A 17936-nucleotide genomic window follows, 5' to 3' on the forward strand; every position below is an offset into this window, starting at 1 on the left:
CGGAACCTCACCATGACCAGCCAGGCCCGCCCGCTGCACGCCGTCCACGACGGCGACCAGGCCGCCCCGGCCACCGCGCCGGAGTGGGAAGCCCCGATGCCCCTGGGCACCAGCCGCACCGTGCCCACGTTCCCGGTGGACGCGCTGCCCGACTGGATCGCCCGCCACGTCACCGCCGTCGCCGAACTCACCCAGACCCCGCCCGACCTCGCCGCCTGCCTGGCCCTGGTCGCCCTGTCCACCGCCGCCGGGGGCCGCGCCCGCGTGCAGATCCGGCCCGGCTGGGACGAGCCGGTCAACCTCTACTCCGTCACCGTGCTCCCCCCGGCCTCCCGCAAGTCCGCCGTGTTCAAGGCCATGACCAAGCCCATCCGCCTGGTGGAGAAGGAGCTGATCGAGGAGGCCAAGGGCGCGATCGCCTCCGCCCGCATCGGGCGCCGCACCGCCGAGGAGTTCGCCGCCCGCGCCGAGAAGGCCGTGCTCTCCGCCGACGCCATCGACCGGGACTCCGCCCTGGAGGCCGCGGTGAACGCCGCGCTGGAGGTGGACGAGACGCTGCCCGTGGTGCCCCGGCTGATCGCCGACGACGCCACCCCCGAGGTCGTGGCCACCCTGCTGGCCGACCACGGCGGGCGCATCGCCGTCCTCAGCGCGGAGGGCGGGCTGTTCGGCACCCTGGCCGGGCGCTACTCCGGCACGCCCAACCTGGACGTGTTCCTCAAGGGCCACGCCGGTGACCTCCACCTGGTCGACCGCCAAGGGCGCGAGGCCACCGCCGTGGAGGAGCCCGCCATCACCCTCGGGCTGACCATCCAGCCGTCCGTGTTGGACGGTCTGGCCCGGCACGAGTCCTTCCGGGGCACCGGATTGCTGGCCCGGATCATGTACTCCCTGCCCGTTAACACCGTCGGCTCCCGCATTGCCCGCCCGGCGCCGGTCCCGCCCGAGATCGCCGAGACCTACGACCACCGCATCCGCGCCCTGGTGCGTGACCTGGCCGAGTGGACCGACCCCGCCGTCATCCCCTTCACCCCCGCCGCCGACGACCTCATGGCCGAGTTGCAGGACGAGATCGAGCCGCGCCTGCACCCGGTCACCGGGTCCTGGGCCCACCTGGGCGACTGGGGCGGCAAGCAGGCCGGGCTCACCGCCAGGCTCGCCGCCCTGCTCCACATCGCCCACAACCACACCGGCTGGGCCGGGGCGATCACCACCGACACCTTCATCAACGCCCGCCGCATCACCGACTACGCCGCCGCGCACGCCCTGGCCGCCTTCGACCGCATGGGTTCGGACCCGGTCGTGGACGACGCCCACGTGGTCCTGGACTGGATCGAACGCACCAGGCCCACCAGCTTCACCGTGCGGACCCTGTTCACCGCCATGACCCGCGCCCGCTTCCGCAAGGTCGGCGACCTCGCCCCCGCGCTGGAGGTGTTGGAGCAGCACGGGCACATCCACCTCGCGCCCGTCCCGCCCCGGAGCGGGCCCGGCCGCAAGCCCTCCCCGACCTACTACGCCCACCCGACCTACCGGGCGGAGGGAAGGCGGTGATCCCTCCGCAGAATCCGCACAATCCGCAGAATCGCCCGGATCAGGCCATCCGCGCAGGTGAGCGGCAGTGCGAGTTGATCATGGTTGATCTCCGCAGAATCGCCGCAAAACCTCCGCAGAATCCAACCCGGCCGTCGACGTCCCACCCGCACGGCCCGGCCGACGCCCGAGCCCGGCCCCACCCCCGGCAGGGGTGCGGACGCGGGCCACCCAGGGGCCGCCGAAGGGGCTCCGCTGAATTCTGCGGAGGTTTTGCGGCGATTCTGCGGATCTGAGCATGATCAACAGGCAAGCCCGCTACCAGCCAAAACGAGCCTTCCGGCTAATTCTGCGGATTCTGCGGATTCTGCGGAGCCCCAGCGGCCCCCGCAGGGGCACCACACCTCGACCCACCTCCACACCGATCCACCATCAGCCGAAAGGAGCGCTGCCATGAGCACCAACCGCAAGTGGCTCACCGTCGAGGAGTTCTGCCAGGAGATGGGCATCTCCCGCAGCACCTTCAACGACTGGCGCGCGAAGGGCCGCGCACCTCGCGCCCGCAAGCTCCCCAACGGCAAGCTCCGGCTCGACCGAAGCGACGTCACCACCTGGTACGACTCCCTCTCTGAGGCCGCCTAGTGGAGACGTCCACCCGCATCCGCATTTGGAAGATCGGCAAGCCCTACGTGGGCAAGCGGAAGACGACCTACAAAGTTCGCTGGACCGTGGCGGGGAAGGTGCACACCGAACCCTGCTCCACCCGCACCCTCGCCGATGCCTTCCGCTCCAAGCTGCTCGTTGCCGCCAGGGACGGCATTGCGTTCGAGGTGGCCTCCGGCCTGCCCGTGACGGCGGCTCGCCAGGCACAGGCCGTCGAGCCGCGCTCGTGGTTCGACGTCGCTTGCGAGTACGTGGACACCGCTTGGGAGGACTCGGCACCTCGGCAGCGCAAGACGACAGCCGACACCCTGACCCCGATCACGCTCGCACTGACCCTGACCGGGCGGGGCAGGCCGTCCGACCAGGTCTTGCGGGCCGCGATGCGGACGGCCTTCAACACCAGGAGCCGCGCGGCGGCGAAGTCCGTCGAGATCGTCAAGGCGCTCGACTGGCTGGGGCGGAACACCCGCATGGTCCACGAGCTGGCGGACCCCGAGGTGTTCCGCAGGATGCTCGTCCAAGCCGAGAAGAAGCGCGACGGCACGCGAGCCTCCGCGAACACGGTGAGGCTGCGCCGCTCGACCCTGAGCAGCGTGCTCAACCACGCGGTGGAGCGGAAGTTGCTGGAGAACAACCCCATCAAGGAAGTCACGACGAAGAAGCGTCGGACCGTCACCCAGGTGGACCGGCGGTCCGTGGCCAATCCCGTCCAGTTCCGGACGGTGTTGCGGGAGGTCCCCCGGATCGGCCGGACCGGAGGAAAGCTGGTCGCGTTCTTCGGGCTGCTCTACTTCGCGGGCCTACGCCCGGAGGAGGCGCTGCACCTGCGGCGGGAGAACCTGGACCTTCCCCCGCGCACCTGGGACCAGGAACGTGGGCGCTGGGTGGCGACCGAGTGGGGCAGCATCCACTTGAGCCGGGCCGCACCGGAGGTCGGCGGTGCCTGGACCGACAGCGGGCTCCCGCACGAGGAGCGCGGGCTCAAGCACCGGGCGGACGAGGACGGCCGAACCGTGCCGCTCTCCTCCGAGCTGGCTCTGCTGCTGCACGAGCACCTGGCGACGTTCGCCACCGAACCGGGTGAATTTCTGTTCGTGGCAGAACGAGGCGGCCGGATCGGCAGCTCCACCTACTGCCGGGTGTGGGAGTTGGCACGAACTGCCGCATTCACTCCTTCAGTGGCCGCTTCTCCCATCGCAAAACGGCCTTATGACCTCCGTCACGCTTGTGTGTCGATGTGGCTGAACGCAGGGGTCGAGCCGCCAAGAGTCGCCGAGTGGGCAGGCCACAGCGTCGCCGTGCTCATGCGGGTGTACGCGAAGTGCATGGACGGGGGTGAGCTGGCGGCACGGGCGCGGGTCCAAGCCGCGCTGAACATGGTCTGAGAACTTGGACGCGCCCTGGACGCGACCAGCCGTAGACGGCCGGTCGTGGCCGTAGGCGGCCGGACAACACGGGAAAGCCCCTGCGACCTGTCTTGCCTGGTCACAGGGGCTTTCCCTAGAATGTGGCGGGTAGAGGATTCGAACCTCTGTAGCTTTCGCGACGGATTTACAGTCCGCTCCCATTGGCCGCTCGGGCAACCCGCCCCGCACCCCGTACCGGCGGTGCGAGGAGAACAATACACACCCCCGTTCACCCCCTTGCAACCGGGATACCCCGGTAGGCTCGCCACGGTTCCAGGACACACCGACGCGGAGGTACCGGGCACGTGGCAGACCCGTCGTTCGACGTGGTGAGCAAGGTCGACCGCCAGGAGGTCGACAACGCGCTCAACCAGGCGGCCAAGGAGTTGAGCAACCGGTTCGACTTCCGCGGGACCGGCACCGAGGTGTCGTGGGCGGGCGAGGAGGCGATCGCCTTCCAGTCCGAGACCGAGGAGCGCTGCCGGGCCGCGATCGAGGTGTTCCAGGAGAAGCTCATCAAGCGCGGCATCTCCATGAAGGCCTTCGAGATCGGCGACCCCGCCGTGTCCGGCAAGGTGTTCAAGGTCACGGGCACGCTCGTGCAGGGCATCACCTCCGAGAAGGCCAAGGAGATCGCCAAGCGCATCCGGGACGAGGCTCCCAAGGGCGTGCAGGCGCAGATCCAGGGCGACCAGCTGCGGGTGTCCGGCAAGAAGAAGGACCACCTGCAGGAGGTGATCGCGCTGCTCAAGGGCGCGGACTTCGGGATCGCCCTCCAGTTCACCAACTACCGGTGAAGGGCGTCGTCCTCGCCGGTGGCAGCGGCACCCGGCTGCACCCGATCACGCAGGCGGTGTCGAAGCAGCTGCTGCCCGTCTACGACAAGCCGATGGTGTACTACCCGCTGTCGGTGCTGATGCTCGCGGGCATCCGCGAGGTGCTGCTGATCTCGACCCCCGCCGACCTGCCGCTGTTCCGCCGCCTGCTGGGCGACGGCTCGCAGTTCGGCCTGCGGCTGGAGTACGCCGAGCAGGCCCACCCGAACGGTCTCGCCGAGGCGTTCGTGATCGGGGCCGACTTCATCGGCGAGGACGACGTCTCGCTCGTGCTGGGCGACAACATCTTCTACGGGCAGGGCTTCTCCAAGGTCCTCCAGGGCAACGCCTCGGGCATCGACGGGTGCGTGCTGTTCGGCTACCCCGTCAAGGACCCCGAGCGGTACGGCGTCGGTGAGGTCGACAGCTCCGGCAGGCTGCTCAGCATCGAGGAGAAGCCCTCGGCGCCGAAGTCGAACAAGGCCATCACCGGCCTGTACCTCTACGACAACGGCGTGGTCGACATCGCCCGCTCGCTCAAGCCGTCGCCGCGCGGCGAGCTGGAGATCACCGACGTGAACCTGGCCTACCTGCGCGAGGGCCGGGCGCACCTGGTGGACCTCGGGCGCGGCTTCGCCTGGCTGGACACCGGAACGCACGACTCGCTGCTGGAGGCCGGGCAGTTCGTGCAGGTGCTGGAGCACCGCCAGGGCGTGCGGATCGCCTGCCTGGAGGAGATCGCCTACCGGATGGGCTTCATCAGCGCGGAGCAGTGCTACGCGCAGGGCGAGAAGCTCGCCAAGTCCGGGTACGGGCAGTACGTGATGAACGTGGCCTCCGAGGGGCTGGGCAAGTAGCGGCCGGGCGCGCGGAGGCGGGACGGGGCTAGCGCTCGCGCGCCAGCTCCTCCAGCCTGCGCACGCGGTCCGCGATCGGCGGGTGCGTGGCGAACAGCCGCGCCAGGTGCTCCCCCGGCCGGAACGGGCTGGCGATCATCAGGTGGGACTGCGCCACCAGGGCGGGCTCGGGCGCCAGCGGCGCGGCCAGCGCCCCCGCCTCCAGCTTGCGCAGCGCCGACGCCAGCGCCAGCGGGTCCCCGGTCAGCTCGGCCGCCGACGCGTCCGCCTGGTACTCGCGGGACCGGCTCACCGCCATCCGCACGATCCCCGCCGCGACCGGGCCCAGCACCGCGATCGCCAGCAGCGCGATCGGGTTCGGCCGCTCGTCGTCGGCGCCGTCGCCGTCGCCGAACAGGCCCGCGATGAGCGCCAGGTTCGCCAGCGCGCTCACCACGCCCGCCAGCGCCCCCGCCACGCACGACACGAGGATGTCGCGGTTGCGCACGTGCGACAGCTCGTGCCCCAGCACGGCCCGCAGCTCCCGCTCGTCGAGCAGCTCCAGGATGCCGGTGGTGCAGCACACGGCGGCGTTGCGCGGGTTCCGGCCGGTGGCGAAGGCGTTCGGGGCGGCCGTGGGGCTGACGTAGAGCCTGGGCACCGGCTGGCGGGCCGCCTTGGCCAGCTCGCGGACGGCGCGGTGCAGCGCGGGCTGCTCGACCTCGGACACCGGGCGGGCGCGCATGGCCCGCAGGGCGAGCTTGTCGCAGTTGAAGTAGGCGTGGGCGTTGACGCCGACGGCGATCACCAGGCCGACGAGCAGCGCCGTCTCGCCGAAGAACGAGCTGATCAGGACGATCAGGGCGCTCATCGCACCGAGCAGGACCGCCGTTCTGACCCCGTTGATGTGCTTGTGCACGGTGCTCGCCTCCGGGTGCCTCAGGTCCTCCCTCTCAACGCCCCCGGCCCTGCGGCGGTTCCTGCGCCCGGTCGCGCGCCCGGTCGTCCGGGCCTTCCGGTGGCGGTCTCGGGGGCGGGTTCGGCGGCCGGGTCGAGCGGTGGCGGTGGCGGCACTCGATCGACCCAGGTGGCCAGCACGTCCCGCTCGTGGACCAGCTCGGCGACCGCGCCGGAGCCGTCGGGGGTCCCGGTGCCGGGGTAGGAGAAGTCGGGCGCCCAGTGCAGCGCGTCGAACGGGCACGCCTCGACGCAGATGCCGCAGTAGAGGCACTGGCCGTAGTCGATGGCGAACCGGTCCAGCACGTTGCGGGCGCGCGGGCGCGCCGATCCGGGCTGCTGCTCGACCTCGGTGTGCGAGTCGATGTGGATGCACCAGTCGGGGCACTCGCGGGCGCAGATCATGCACACGGTGCAGTTGGCCTCCAGCAGCGCGATGACGCCCCTGGTGCGCGGTGGCAGGTCAGCCACGGTCGGCCTCACCCTCGGTCGGCTCGGGGCGCGGGCCCCACGACGGGTCGGGCACGCCGGGTGGCGCGGCGCGCCTGCGGCTGGGGGACGAGGAGCCGTCCTCGCCGGGTTCGAGGCGGCCCGGCCAGGGGCGCACCACGCGGGAGACGAGCACGAAGTCCTTGCGCAGCGGGTGCCCGGCGAACGAGTCGGGCAGCAGCAGCCGCTCGGGGTCGGACCGCCCGAGGATCGGGATGCCGAACATCTCGGCGGCCTCCCGCTCGTGCCAGGCGGCGCCCGCCCACAGCCCGGCGACGCTGGGCAGCGCCTCGTCCGCGCCGATCTCGGCGCGCAGCGCCAGGCCCTCGCGGGTGTCCGGGTTCGCGACGTGCAGCAGCACCGCGTGCGCGCCGCCGGAGGCGCCGGGGCGGCCCGCGTCCTCGACGCCGAGCCAGTCGAAGAAGGCGCAGCCCAGCTCGTCGCGGGCGTGCGCGGCGGCGGTGGTCCAGTCGGCGAGCGCGACGTGCGCGGTGGTCTGCCCGAAGGCGGTCCTGACCTCGGCGCCGGGCACCCGCTCGGCGAGCGCGGCGGTGGCCGGGGGCATCAGGAGACCATCCGGTGCAGCGCGGCGAGGCCTTCGAGGAGCGCCTCGGGGCGGGGCGGGCAGCCGGGGACGGCGACGTGGACCGGCAGCGCCTGGTCGATGCCCTTGGTGACGCTGTAGGAGTCCCAGTAGGGGCCGCCGGTGTTGCTGCACGCGCCGACGGACAGCACGTAACGCGGTTCCGGCATCTCCTGGTACGCGGCGAGCACAGAGGGCAACATGACGTCGGTGACCGTGCCCGAGACGACCAGCACGTGGGCCTCCCCCGCAGAGCGGACCGGGTCCACGCCGAGCGCGTCCAGGTCGTGCCCGCCCTCCAGGGCGGCCATCACCTCGACGCCGCAGCAGGCGAGCCCGAGGTCGAGCACGGTGACGCGGTACGTGGTGCCCCAGTCGAGGGTGGAAACCGTCACGGCGGATGAGGTTAGTACGTGGGGGCCCACCGAGCTGCCACCCGGCGGGCCCCCAACCCCCCAAACCCCCTGCTCGCGTCCGGCTGTCCCCCGCCGGGCGCGGGAGAATTCTCTTACGGGTGACACCTCGGCGTCCAGGTAAATTGATCAAGTTCTTCAGATTACTTCCCCGCGAAGTGCGGTCAAGTTCAGTTCAACTAATCGGTAGAACACTTCGCGCGCGGCGCGGACACGAGAGGCAGCGGATGTCCACCTCGACGCAGTTGCTCCTGCCAGCGGGCAACCGGCTCAGTCGACTGCTGAACACGCCCCCGGCACTGCTGGACACCACGTTCGACCAGCTCAGGACGCTGATCGCGGTGTACGAGACGAGGTCCGCGCTGCGCGCGGCGCGGGCGCTGGGGCGGGAGCAGTCCAGCGTCCAGAAGCAGATCGACACGCTGAACCGGAACTTCAAGCAGTTGTGCGGCGAACCCCTGGTGGTGAAGCAGGGGCGCGGCAAGGACGTGCTGATCACGCCGACCGGCGAGGCGCTGGTGGAATTGGCTCGGACCACTTTGACCGAGTGGCTGGATTCGATTCACGAGTGCAGGCGCAAGCTCGGCACGACGCTGACCGTGGGCACCACGCGGTTCATGCTCGACTCGCTGGCGAAGGCCTGGGACCACGTCGCCGAGGAGTTCCGGGTGCGCGACGTGGAGCTGAAGGTCGTGCACATCCGCACCAAGGACATCTGGACCAAGCTGGAGAGCAAGGAGGTCGACATCGTCTGCGGCAGCGTCGTGACGCCCGCCGGGCGGACCGTCGCGGAGGCGTTCGGCGACTTCGACGTGATCGACTGGCGGCGGGGCGGGCTGGCGCTGCTGACGAACCTGCCGGAGGACCGGCTGGGCGCGAGCGCGGGCACCGGAGAGCTGCCGAGGCTGCCGCTGGTGGTGCCGTCGGACGGGCTGATCGCGGAGTTCCTGCGCGGCTGGTTCGGGCCGGACTACCGCAGCGAGCTGGACATCGCGGCGGAGATCGACGAGATCCAGTACGGGATGTCGCTGCTGCGCTCGGGCCTGGTGAAGGGCTGCATGATCGTCACTTCGGGCCTGGGGGTGGTCGCGGCGAACAACGAGCTGCGCGAGGGGTCCGGGCTGCGCGTGGTGGAGCTGCGCAACGACCGGAAGCCCGAGCTGGAGCGGCTGGTCGGGGTCTTCGCCCGCAAGGACGAGCGGGCGAAGTTCCCGGCCGACCACCCGCTCAACCTGCTGTGGGCGGCGTTCCAGCGCGAGCGGCCCGCCTAACCGGCGCGCTTGTCCTCGTGCCCGGACCCCTGCCGGGCCCGCTTGACCAACCACTCGGTCCCAGTGAGCGGCGCGGGCGCTTTCCGCCGCGCCGTTTCGCCCTGGTGCGGGCTGGGGGCCGGGCGCTGGGCGTCGACTTCGTTCACGGCACGCTCCCTACCTGTGCGACGGCAGTGCTGACGATCGGAGCACCAGGGGGGCGTCGCACGCCAGCGAGGTCATGCGAACGGGTGAAGTCGGCAAATGCGCTGGCGAGAGGCGTGCGGGACCCGCGGCGGACGACCGCGCGGGCCGCTCCGCCGGGCGCGTCCCACCGGGCGGCAGGGGCGCGGAGCAGGGCCTCGGGGACATCATGCGCGGGTCCGTGGGGGTGGCCGCCGGATTTCGCCCGATCGGGGGTGGTCGGGGACGACGGGGTGGCGGTGGGGGGCGCGCGGCGCTCACCCCGGACCGGGTGACGGGGTCGGGTGGCGGTGGCGAACAGTAGCGGCACAACATGTTGCGGCCGGGTGCTGGTTGGACCACTTCATGTTGGGGTTGTCCACAGGGACGTGAAGAACTCCACAGCCGCTGACCAGCGGAAATGGATGTGTTTCACATGTTGTCCACAGAATCATCCACAGCGGTGACGGACCGTGGTCAGCGCTGGTTCCGAAGGCTGTGCGCGGGGGTGGCGGGCCGGTCGGGTGGTCGGCCCGCCCCGGCGCGCGGGCGCCGGGACGGGGGCGGGTGACCGGGGCGCGGCGTCAGTCCCGGATCTCCAGGGTGCAGCACTTGGGGCCGCCGCCGGACTTGCGCAGCTCCGAGATGTCCACCGGCACCGCCGTGAAGCCCCGGCGCTCCACCTCCGCCGCCAGGCCGCGGGCCTCCAGGGGCAGCACGACGTTGCGGCCGTCCGAGACCGCGTTCAGGCCGAGGCACGCGGCGTCCCGCTCGTCCGCCAGCACCGCGTCCGGGAACAGGCCCGCGAGCACCTCGCGCGAGCCCGGCGAGAACGCCTCCGGGTAGTACGCCACCAGGTCCTCCGCCAGCACGAACAGCGCCGTGTCCAGGTGGTAGTACCGGGGGTCGACCAGGCGCAGCGACACCACCGGCACGCCCAGCGCCTCCTGCGCCTCGGCGTGCGCCGCCGGGTCGGTGCGGAAGCCGGTCCCGGCCAGCAGGTAGCGGCCGGTCCAGGCGAAGTCGCCCTCGGCCTCGTTGATCCGCTCCGGCATGACCACGCCGGGGTAGCCGTTGGCCTCGAACCAGCGGCGGAAGTGCTCGGCCTCCGGGGCCCGCTGCGGGGCGCGGAAGCGCGAGCCGAGCACCCGGCCGCCGACGACGGTGCCCGAGTTCGCGGCGAACACCATGTCCGGCAGGCCCGGCGCGGGCTCGACCACGTCGACCCGGTGCCCCAGCGCCTCGTAGACGCCCTTGAGCTCGCGCCACTGCCGCACGGCCAGCGCCACGTCGACCGGCTGCTCCGGGTCCATCCACGGGTTGATCCGGTACTCGACGGCGAAGTGCCTCGGCTCGCACATGAGGTAGCGCCGCGCGGTCGGCACCCGCGCGGGGGCGGGGGCGGCGGCGACGGGGAGGGTGAGCGGCGCGTCGCCGGGCGCGACCAGGGAAACCGAAGTCATGGATCGAAATGTAAGTGAGCCCCTGAGCATCGAACAATGCCGCTGCATTGCGCTTCGTCATGCAGAATGTTGCGTGTGGACTCGATCGACCAGCGGATCATTTCGTGCCTCGTGGCCAACGCCCGCTCCAGCTTCGCGGACATCGGCAAGGACGTGGGGCTCTCGGCCCCGGCGGTGAAGCGCCGGGTGGACAAGCTCCTGGACACGGGCGTGCTGCGCGGCTTCACCGCCGTCGTCGACCCGGCCCAGCTGGGCTGGGGCACCGAGGCGCTGGTCGAGGTGCACTGCCGGGGCAACGTGACGCCGCACGACATCAAGGCCCGCCTGGAGCCGATGCCCGAGGTGATGGCGGCCTACACCGTGTCCGGCGCGGCCGACGCCGTGGTGCACCTGCGGGCGGCGAGCATCCACCACCTGGAGACCGCGCTGGAGCGGCTGCGCGCGGTGGAGATCATCGACCGGACGGTGTCGACCGTCGTGCTGTCCCGCCTGCTCGACCGACCGCAGGCGCCCTGAGCCGCGACGCGCGGGCCCGCGACGCACAGCCGCCCGCGCCGCGCAACCCCGCCGAAGCCTCTCCGCGCCCCCCTCACCGGCGGCGGCACACCCCCTGACCACCCCCTAGCCGCACCGACGGGGGTTCGGGCGACCACCGCGCTCCGTAGAGTCGCCCCATGCCCGAGGTGCTGCTGGACCGCTCCGACCACGTCGCCGTCCTGACCGTGCACGACCCGGACCGCCGCAACGCGCTCACCGAGGCCCTGTCCCGCGAGCTGGCCGACGCCGTCGCCGCGTGCGAGGCCGACCCGGACGTCAACGCCCTCGTGGTCACCGGCGCTCCCCCGGCGTTCTGCGCGGGCGCGGACCTGACCGCGCTCGGCGAGGCCCGCGAGGAGGGGCTGCGGCGCATCTACGCCGGGTTCCTGGCCGTCGCGAACTGCTCGCTGCCGACCGTGGCGGCCGTGGGCGGCGCGGCCGTCGGGGCGGGGCTGAACCTGGCGCTGGCCTGCGACGTGCGGCTGGTCGGCCCGAGGGCCCGCTTCGACGCCCGCTTCCTGCGCCTGGGCATCCACCCCGGCGGCGGCATGACCTGGCTGCTGGAGCGGGTCGCGGGCCCGCAGGCCGTGGCCGCGATGGTGCTGCTGGGCCAGGTGCTCGACGCGGACGCGGCGGTGCGGCGCGGCCTGGCCTGGGACCGGGTCGACGGCGGGCACGACGAGCTGGTCGCCTCGGCCGTCGACCTGCTGAAGGCCACCGCCGAGGCCCCGCGCGAGCTGGTCCGGGTGACCAAGGCCACGATCCGCGCCACCTCCGCGCTGCCCGCCCACGCGCCCGCGGTGGAGGCGGAGCTGGGCCCGCAGGCCGCCTCCACGGCCTCCCCCGAGTTCGCGGCCAGGCTCGCCGAGGCGAAGGCGGGCCGGGGCGGGCGGACGTGACGGGGCGCACCTTCACACCCCTTTGATCACGGGTAGTAGCGTTGTCCCCGAAATCCGCGCACGGACCGCAACCGTGCGGGGGGGTGAACGATCGAAGGCCGTACCACACCAGTCCCGTGCGCCACAGGACTTCGGTCTTTCCCACCCTCCGAAAGCACGAGAAATTCCCCACACCGCGCAGGACTACCCTCGGGTGTCGGGGCGGGCGCCCCTCCCGCCCCTGCTTCCGCGAGAGAGGGATCGGCTCAGGAGATGACTAGCGACCTGGACAGCGGCGCCTCGACCGGTGGTCCCGAGGTCCGCAGGCTGGACCGAGTGGTGATCCGCTTCGCGGGCGACTCGGGCGACGGGATGCAGTTGACCGGCGACCGGTTCACCTCCGAGGCCGCCGCGTTCGGCAACGACCTCGCGACCCTGCCGAACTTCCCCGCCGAGATCCGGGCGCCCCAGGGCACCCTGCCCGGCGTCTCCTCGTTCCAGTTGCACTTCGCCGACTACGACATCCTCACCCCCGGCGACCGCCCCGACGTGCTCGTGGCGATGAACCCGGCCGCGCTCAAGGCGAACATCGCGGACCTGCCGGTGGGCGGCACCCTGATCGTCAACACCGACGAGTTCTCCAAGCGCAACCTCACCAAGGTCGGCTACCCGGCCAACCCCCTGGAGGACGGCTCGCTGTCCTCGTACCAGGTGCACGAGGTCGCCATGGGCACGCTCACGCTCGGCGCGGTCGAGTCCACGGGCCTCGGCAAGAAGGACGGCGAGCGGGCGAAGAACATGTTCGCGCTCGGCCTGCTCTCCTGGATGTACCACCGGCCGACCGAGGGCACCGAGCGGTTCCTGCGGGAGAAGTTCGCGCGCAAGCCCGACATCGCCGAGGCCAACGTGCTGGCGTTCCGGGCCGGGTGGAACTACGGCGAGACGACCGAGTCGTTCGCGGTGACCTACGAGGTGGCCCCGGCGAAGCTGGCGCGCGGCACCTACCGGCAGATCACCGGCAACACCGCGCTGGCGTACGGGGTGGTGGCCGCGGGCCAGCGCTCCGGGCTGCCGGTGGTGCTGGGCACCTACCCGATCACCCCGGCCTCGGACATCCTGCACGAGCTGTCCAAGCACAAGGAGTTCGGCGTCACCACGCTCCAGGCCGAGGACGAGATCGCGGGCATCGGCGCCGCGCTCGGCGCGTCCTACGGCGGCGCGCTCGGCGTGACCTCCACGTCCGGCCCCGGCATCGCGCTCAAGTCCGAGACCATCGGCCTGGCCGTGATGACCGAGCTGCCGCTGGTCGTGATCGACGTGCAGCGCGGCGGGCCGTCGACCGGCCTGCCGACCAAGACCGAGCAGGCCGACCTGCTCCAGGCCATGTTCGGCCGCAACGGCGAGTCGCCGGTGCCGGTGATCGCCCCGCTCTCCCCCGCCGACTGCTTCGACGTGGCGCTGGAGGCGGCCAGGATCGCGCTGGAGTACCGGACGCCGGTGCTGCTGCTGTCGGACGGCGCGATCGCGAACGGCTCCGAGCCGTGGCTGGTGCCGGACGTCGAGTCGCTGCCCGACCTGTCGGTGGCGTTCGCGACCGAGCCCAACGCGCCGGACGGGACGTTCTGGCCGTACCTGCGGGACCCGGAGACGCTGGCGCGGCCGTGGGCGGTGCCGGGCACGCCGGGGCTCCAGCACCGCATCGGCGGGCTGGAGAAGGCCGACGGCACCGGCAACATCTCCTACGACCCGGCCAACCACGACCACATGGTGCGGCTGCGGCAGCGCAAGGTCGACGGCATCCGGGTGCCCGACGTGGTCGTCGACGACCCCGGCGGCCGGGCGCGGGTGCTGGTGGTCGGCTGGGGCTCGTCGTACGGGCCGATCGGCGCGGCGGCGCGGCGGGTGCGCAAGCAGGGGCTGTCGGTGGCGCACGCCCACCTGCGGCACCTGAACCCGTTCCCGGCGAACCTCGGCGAGGTGCTGGCCCGCTACGACCGGGTCGTCGTGCCGGAGATGAACCTGGGGCAGCTGGCGCTGCTGCTGCGCGCCCGCTACCTCGTGGACGTCGTCTCGCACACGAAGGTGCAGGGGCTGCCGTTCAAGGCGGAGGAGTTGCAGGGCGTGCTGTCCGACGTGATCCAGGGGGTGTCCGCGTGACCGCGATCGACCTCGGCCTTCCCGGACTGGGCGGGGTGCCCACCGAGGACGGGCCGCAGAAGGCCAAGGACTACAAGTCGGACCAGGAGGTCCGCTGGTGCCCCGGCTGCGGGGACTACGTGGTGCTCAACGCCGTGCAGTCGTTCCTGCCGACGCTGGGGCTCAAGCGCGAGAACATCGTGTTCGTGTCGGGGATCGGCTGCTCGTCGCGGTTCCCGTACTACATGAACACCTACGGGATGCACTCCATCCACGGCCGGGCGCCCGCGATCGCCACCGGGCTGGCGGTGGCGCGGCCTGACCTGTCGGTGTGGGTGGTGACCGGGGACGGCGACGCGCTGTCCATCGGCGGCAACCACCTGATCCACACGCTGCGGCGCAACGTGAACCTGAAGATCCTGCTGTTCAACAACCGGATCTACGGGCTCACCAAGGGCCAGTACTCGCCGACCTCGGAGGCGGGCAAGGTCACCAAGTCCACGCCGTCCGGGTCGCTGGACCACCCGTTCAACCCGGTGTCGCTGGCGCTGGGCGCGGAGGCCTCGTTCGTGGGCCGGGCGATGGACTCGGACCGGGTGGGGCTGACCGACGTGCTGCGGCAGGCCGCCGAGCACCGGGGGTCGGCGCTGGTGGAGATCTACCAGAACTGCCCGATCTTCAACGACGGCGCGTTCGACGTGCTCAAGGACGCCGACTCGGCGGCCCAGCGGATCATCCCGGTGGAGCACGGGAAGCCGATCGTGTTCGGCGGCGGCGAGCACGCGGTGGTGCGGCGCGGGTTCGGGCTGGCGGTGGCGCGCACGTCCGAGGTGGACGCGGCGGACGTGGTGGTGCACGACGCGGGCGACCTGGAGCTGGGCTTCGCGCTGTCGCGGCTGTCGACGCAGGACCTGGCGCACGTGGTGACCGGCGTGTTCCGGCGGTCGGCGCGGGAGACGTACGACGACGCGGCGCGGGCGCAGGTCGAGCGGGCCAAGGCGGCCCGACCGGCGAACCTCGCGGCGCTGCTGCGCGGGAAGGACACCTGGACGGTGGCGTGACGCCGCTCGGGGCGCGAGAACGCCGGAAGGGGCTCCCCGAACGCTCGGGGAGCCCCTTCCGCGCTTCGCGCCCAGCCCGTCACGGGGCCTTGTGGAACCCGGCCTTCTCGGCGTCCGAGGTGGTCCGGAACCACACGTCGGCGCGCGTCTCGCGGAAGTTCGCGGACGTGTCCGTGAAGTACCGGCGGCCGGTCAGGGTCGCCTTCACCACGAACTCCGGCGCGGGCGCCTTGCCGTCGGACTTGGGCAGCACCGAGCCGGGCCCGAACGGGGAGCGCGGGTTGAAGCCCTCCGGCTGCTGGTAGCGGGACGAGGCCGTCTCCTGGCCGCCGCCACCGGTGGTGGGGCTGAAGCCGACCGGCCTCGGGCGCATCGGGCGCGCCGGGGGCGGGCTGGTGGACTTCACCGGCGGGATCAGCGGCTGCTGCGGCTTCGGGAAGCTGCTCTGCGACTTCACCGGGCGCTGCGGCAGGCCGCTCGCCGCCTGCTTCCGGGACGCGTCGGCGGCCAGCTCGGCCGCCGTCTGCTCGGCCGCGAGCAGCTCGGGCGACAGGGTCGGCACGAACGGCTGGTCGTCGTAGGCCTTCGCGGCGGCGGGGGCCTTGGGCGCCGGGGTGGCCGGGGTGACCGGCTCCGACTCCAGGACCTCCTCCTCGGCCAGCGGCTCGAACAGCGAGCGCTTCGGCTTCGGCTTCTCCTCGGCGGCGGCGGGGGTCTTCGGCCGCGCGGGGCGCACCGGGAGGGGCGCCGCCTCGGGCTCCGGCTCGGGGTCCGGGAGGCTGTGCCTGCTGACCGGTTCGAGGTCGGGCTCGGCCTCCGACTCCGGGTCGGGCAGGCTGTGCCTGCTCACCAGGCCGAGGTCGGACTCGGGCTCGGGCTCGACGTGCGCCGGGGCGGGCGCGGGGGTCGGCGCGGGCCGGTCGTCCTCCAGCGGCGGGGTCCTGGACGCCCAGAACGCCTCCAGCTCGGACTTCGGGGCCTCCGGCTCGTCCTCGGGCTCCTCGGGGCGCGCGAACAGGTCGACGCCCTGGGAGCTCGGGTCGGTCATCTCGAACAGGTCGCGCTCGTCGGCGACGGGCTCGGAGTGGCCGAACATGCCCCGGTCGCTCGCGCCCCGGTCCCGCTTGGGCAGGTCGACGGGCTCGTAGTCGTCCTCGTAGCGGCGGTCGTCGGCGTCGGCGACCAGCTCGCCGCGCGAGCGGTCGTCGGCGTGCGCGCCGCGCTCGTCGAGCTCGTGGCGGTCGAGGTCGTGGCGGTCGAGGCCGCGGCCATCGAGGTCGTGGCGGTCGAGGCCGTGGCCGCCGAGGTCGCGGTCGTCGAGGTCCGGCCCGTCGAGACCCCGGCCCTCGAAGCCGCGGTCGTCGTGGTGGTCGAGGTCGTCGGCGAAGCCGCGCTCGTCCAGGTCGTGGCCCGCGACGGGGGCCAGCGTCTCGGTGGGGGCGCCCACCCGGTCGGCGCGGTCGTCGGCCGCGTCCTGGCGGGCCTGCGCGGCCAGCGACTCCTCGAACGCGATGCGGTCGGCCTCCGGGTCGCGGAGGGGGCGCTGCGCCCTGCCGGGCAGCGCGTGCTCCGGGTCGGCCTCCAGCGGGCGGACCTCGGTGCGGGCGTCGTCCAGGTCGTCGGCGGCCACGGGGGCGCGCACCTCGGTCCGCTCGGCGTCGAACCCGTCACCGGCGAAGCGGTCGTCGTGGTCCTCGCGCTCGTCCGCGTCCACCGGGGAGTGGTAGACCGTCGGCCCCGCGGCCAGGTCGCCGCCCCTGGGGGCCTCGCCGCCCAGCTCGCCGCCGAACTCGCCGCCCAGGTCGCCGCCGCGCACGGCCGGGTACTCGCCGGTCTGGTCGGTCTCCGGCCAGCGGTCCTCGTCGTGCAGGTCGCGCGGGCTGTCCACCTCGGCGATCGCGTCGGCCAGCTCCTTAGCCGGGATGAGGGTGGTCTCCTCGTTGGCCGCGCGGCGCTCGGCGCGCGTGGTGATCTCCGGGTTGCCCTCCTCGTCCTGGGCGTCCGGGTCGAACGCGTCGGACCGGTGGGGCGCGGGCGGCTGGTGGTCGGCGGGCAGCCGCACCGGCGCGAGCACGTGCGTCTCCTCGGCGGGCAGCTTCTCCGCGCGCGGCTCGTCCTCGTCCCGCGCGGGGACCGGCCTCGGCACGTCCAGCCGGGTCAGCACCGGCTTGTCCCGCTCCTCGTCCGAGGGCGGAACGGGCTTGGGCATCATCGCGGTGCCGGTGGGCGAGCCGCCGAGGCGGTCGCCGATGTCGCCGCGGTCGCCCGCCCGCTCGAAGGGGTCGAAGCCGCGCTCGTCCTGCTCGCGCTCGTCCGCGTCGCGCTCCGCGGCGTCGTGCCCAGGGGCGTCGTGCCCAGGGGCGTCGTGGCCCGCGGCGCCGTCCTCGTCCCGCGCGTCCCGGCCCGAGCCGAGGTCGAGCAGCGAGGCGCGGTCCTCCCGCCGGGTCGGGGTCGCGTCGAAGCGCTCCTCCTCGTCGGCGAGGGGGGAGTGCCAGTCGTCGAACTCGTCGCGCGCCGGGGACGCGACCTGCGTCCGGCTCGCGGCGCGGTCCACCGAGGTCGCGGCGCGCAGCTTGCGCTCCAGCTCGGCCACCTCGCGCTTCACGGGGCGCACGAGGACGAACCACGTCAGCAGCACACCTGCGAGGAAGGCCAGCAGGCTCCACAGCCACACCTGCCCGAACAGCCACATCACGGGATACCCTCCGACCGCACGAACTGCCTGAAATCCCG

General features: G+C 72.7%; 16 protein-coding genes and 1 tRNA gene. 10 read left to right on the top strand and 7 right to left on the bottom strand.

Annotated features, from left to right (window positions below; translation table 11 throughout):
* Window positions 1–12 precede the first annotated feature (12 nt).
* The 3 genes from CNX65_RS32770 (at window position 13) to CNX65_RS32780 (ending at window position 3581) form a co-directional block, all read left to right on the top strand.
* Window positions 13–1554, top strand: coding sequence for a YfjI family protein (locus CNX65_RS32770; RefSeq protein WP_096497168.1), 1542 nt, complete (start codon window positions 13–15; stop codon window positions 1552–1554).
* Window positions 1555–1986: 432 nt separating this feature from the next.
* Entirely contained in the window at window positions 1987–2175 is a 189-nt protein-coding gene (locus CNX65_RS32775) for a helix-turn-helix transcriptional regulator (protein ID WP_096497169.1), read from the top strand.
* Window positions 2175–3581 (top strand): tyrosine-type recombinase/integrase, encoded by a 1407-nt coding sequence (locus CNX65_RS32780; RefSeq protein WP_096497170.1) that lies wholly within the window; start codon window positions 2175–2177, stop codon window positions 3579–3581. The genes CNX65_RS32775 and CNX65_RS32780 overlap by 1 nt, the downstream gene beginning before the upstream one ends.
* 123 nt (window positions 3582–3704) lie before the next feature.
* Here the strand turns inward: CNX65_RS32780 and CNX65_RS32785 are convergent.
* A tRNA-Tyr gene (locus tag CNX65_RS32785) sits at window positions 3705–3785 on the bottom strand.
* A gap of 122 nt (window positions 3786–3907) precedes the next feature.
* Between CNX65_RS32785 and CNX65_RS32790 the strand changes: the two genes are divergently transcribed.
* Both CNX65_RS32790 and rfbA read left to right on the top strand, forming a co-directional pair.
* A complete protein-coding gene (locus tag CNX65_RS32790; protein ID WP_015805328.1) occupies window positions 3908–4399 on the top strand; it encodes a YajQ family cyclic di-GMP-binding protein in 492 nt (163 codons plus the stop codon).
* Entirely contained in the window at window positions 4396–5274 is an 879-nt protein-coding gene (gene rfbA, locus CNX65_RS32795; protein ID WP_096497171.1) for a glucose-1-phosphate thymidylyltransferase RfbA, read from the top strand. Before CNX65_RS32790 ends, rfbA begins: the two co-directional genes overlap by 4 nt.
* A 28-nt stretch (window positions 5275–5302) precedes the next feature.
* Here the strand turns inward: rfbA and htpX are convergent, their stop codons facing one another.
* The 4 genes from htpX to CNX65_RS32815 are packed head-to-tail and all read right to left on the bottom strand — an operon-like array spanning window position 5303 to window position 7677.
* On the bottom strand, window positions 5303–6172 hold the full coding sequence (gene htpX, locus CNX65_RS32800; protein WP_096497172.1) for a zinc metalloprotease HtpX: 870 nt from the start codon (window positions 6170–6172) through the stop codon (window positions 5303–5305).
* A gap of 20 nt (window positions 6173–6192) precedes the next feature.
* Window positions 6193–6681 (bottom strand): 4Fe-4S binding protein, encoded by a 489-nt coding sequence (locus CNX65_RS32805; RefSeq protein WP_096497173.1) that lies wholly within the window; start codon window positions 6679–6681, stop codon window positions 6193–6195.
* Window positions 6674–7264 carry an NADH-quinone oxidoreductase subunit C gene (locus CNX65_RS32810; protein WP_096497174.1) on the bottom strand — a complete coding sequence of 197 codons (591 nt, stop codon included), beginning with the start codon at window positions 7262–7264 and terminating at the stop codon, window positions 6674–6676. The genes CNX65_RS32805 and CNX65_RS32810 overlap by 8 nt, the downstream gene beginning before the upstream one ends.
* Entirely contained in the window at window positions 7264–7677 is a 414-nt protein-coding gene (locus tag CNX65_RS32815; RefSeq protein ID WP_096497175.1) for an NADH-quinone oxidoreductase subunit B, read from the bottom strand. The genes CNX65_RS32810 and CNX65_RS32815 overlap by 1 nt, the downstream gene beginning before the upstream one ends.
* A gap of 245 nt (window positions 7678–7922) precedes the next feature.
* On the opposite strand from CNX65_RS32815, the gene CNX65_RS32820 reads away from it, so the two are divergent.
* Entirely contained in the window at window positions 7923–8966 is a 1044-nt protein-coding gene (locus tag CNX65_RS32820; RefSeq protein WP_096497176.1) for a LysR family transcriptional regulator, read from the top strand.
* 746 nt (window positions 8967–9712) lie between these two features.
* Here CNX65_RS32820 and ddaH read toward each other — a convergent pair.
* Window positions 9713–10591 (bottom strand): dimethylargininase, encoded by an 879-nt coding sequence (gene ddaH, locus CNX65_RS32825; RefSeq protein WP_373565527.1) that lies wholly within the window; start codon window positions 10589–10591, stop codon window positions 9713–9715.
* Between the two features lie 75 nt (window positions 10592–10666).
* Between ddaH and CNX65_RS32830 the strand changes: the two genes are divergently transcribed.
* The 4 genes from CNX65_RS32830 to CNX65_RS32845 all read left to right on the top strand — a co-directional run bounded on the left by CNX65_RS32830 (window position 10667) and on the right by CNX65_RS32845 (window position 15203).
* On the top strand, window positions 10667–11107 hold the full coding sequence (locus CNX65_RS32830) for an Lrp/AsnC family transcriptional regulator (RefSeq protein ID WP_096497177.1): 441 nt from the start codon (window positions 10667–10669) through the stop codon (window positions 11105–11107).
* A gap of 158 nt (window positions 11108–11265) precedes the next feature.
* Window positions 11266–12027: an enoyl-CoA hydratase gene (locus tag CNX65_RS32835; RefSeq protein ID WP_096497178.1), complete on the top strand. Its 762-nt coding sequence runs from the start codon at window positions 11266–11268 to the stop codon at window positions 12025–12027.
* Between the two features lie 252 nt (window positions 12028–12279).
* Window positions 12280–14163, top strand: a complete 1884-nt coding sequence (locus tag CNX65_RS32840) for a 2-oxoacid:acceptor oxidoreductase subunit alpha (RefSeq protein WP_096497179.1) — start codon at window positions 12280–12282, stop codon at window positions 14161–14163.
* Window positions 14160–15203 carry a 2-oxoacid:ferredoxin oxidoreductase subunit beta gene (locus CNX65_RS32845; RefSeq protein ID WP_096497180.1) on the top strand — a complete coding sequence of 348 codons (1044 nt, stop codon included), beginning with the start codon at window positions 14160–14162 and terminating at the stop codon, window positions 15201–15203. Before CNX65_RS32840 ends, CNX65_RS32845 begins: the two co-directional genes overlap by 4 nt.
* Before the next feature lie 79 nt (window positions 15204–15282).
* Here the strand turns inward: CNX65_RS32845 and CNX65_RS32850 are convergent, their stop codons facing one another.
* Complete coding sequence (locus CNX65_RS32850) at window positions 15283–17895, bottom strand: sunset domain-containing protein (protein ID WP_444861177.1); 2613 nt, start codon at window positions 17893–17895, stop codon at window positions 15283–15285.
* Between the last annotated feature and the right edge of the window lie 41 nt (window positions 17896–17936).

It is taken from the genome of Actinosynnema pretiosum, assembly GCF_002354875.1.
Lineage (GTDB): Bacteria > Actinomycetota > Actinomycetes > Mycobacteriales > Pseudonocardiaceae > Actinosynnema > Actinosynnema auranticum.

Coding starts and splice junctions, on each gene's coding strand:
- CNX65_RS32850 (WP_444861177.1), bottom strand. CDS start 17,895: ATGTGGCTGTTCGGGCAGGTGTGGCTGTGGAGCCTGCTGGCCTTCCTC.
- CNX65_RS32770 (WP_096497168.1), top strand. CDS start 13: ATGACCAGCCAGGCCCGCCCGCTGCACGCCGTCCACGACGGCGACCAG.
- CNX65_RS32840 (WP_096497179.1), top strand. CDS start 12,280: ATGACTAGCGACCTGGACAGCGGCGCCTCGACCGGTGGTCCCGAGGTC.
- CNX65_RS32835 (WP_096497178.1), top strand. CDS start 11,266: ATGCCCGAGGTGCTGCTGGACCGCTCCGACCACGTCGCCGTCCTGACC.
- ddaH (WP_373565527.1), bottom strand. CDS start 10,591: ATGACTTCGGTTTCCCTGGTCGCGCCCGGCGACGCGCCGCTCACCCTC.
- CNX65_RS32810 (WP_096497174.1), bottom strand. CDS start 7,264: ATGCCCCCGGCCACCGCCGCGCTCGCCGAGCGGGTGCCCGGCGCCGAG.
- CNX65_RS32775 (WP_096497169.1), top strand. CDS start 1,987: ATGAGCACCAACCGCAAGTGGCTCACCGTCGAGGAGTTCTGCCAGGAG.
- CNX65_RS32820 (WP_096497176.1), top strand. CDS start 7,923: ATGTCCACCTCGACGCAGTTGCTCCTGCCAGCGGGCAACCGGCTCAGT.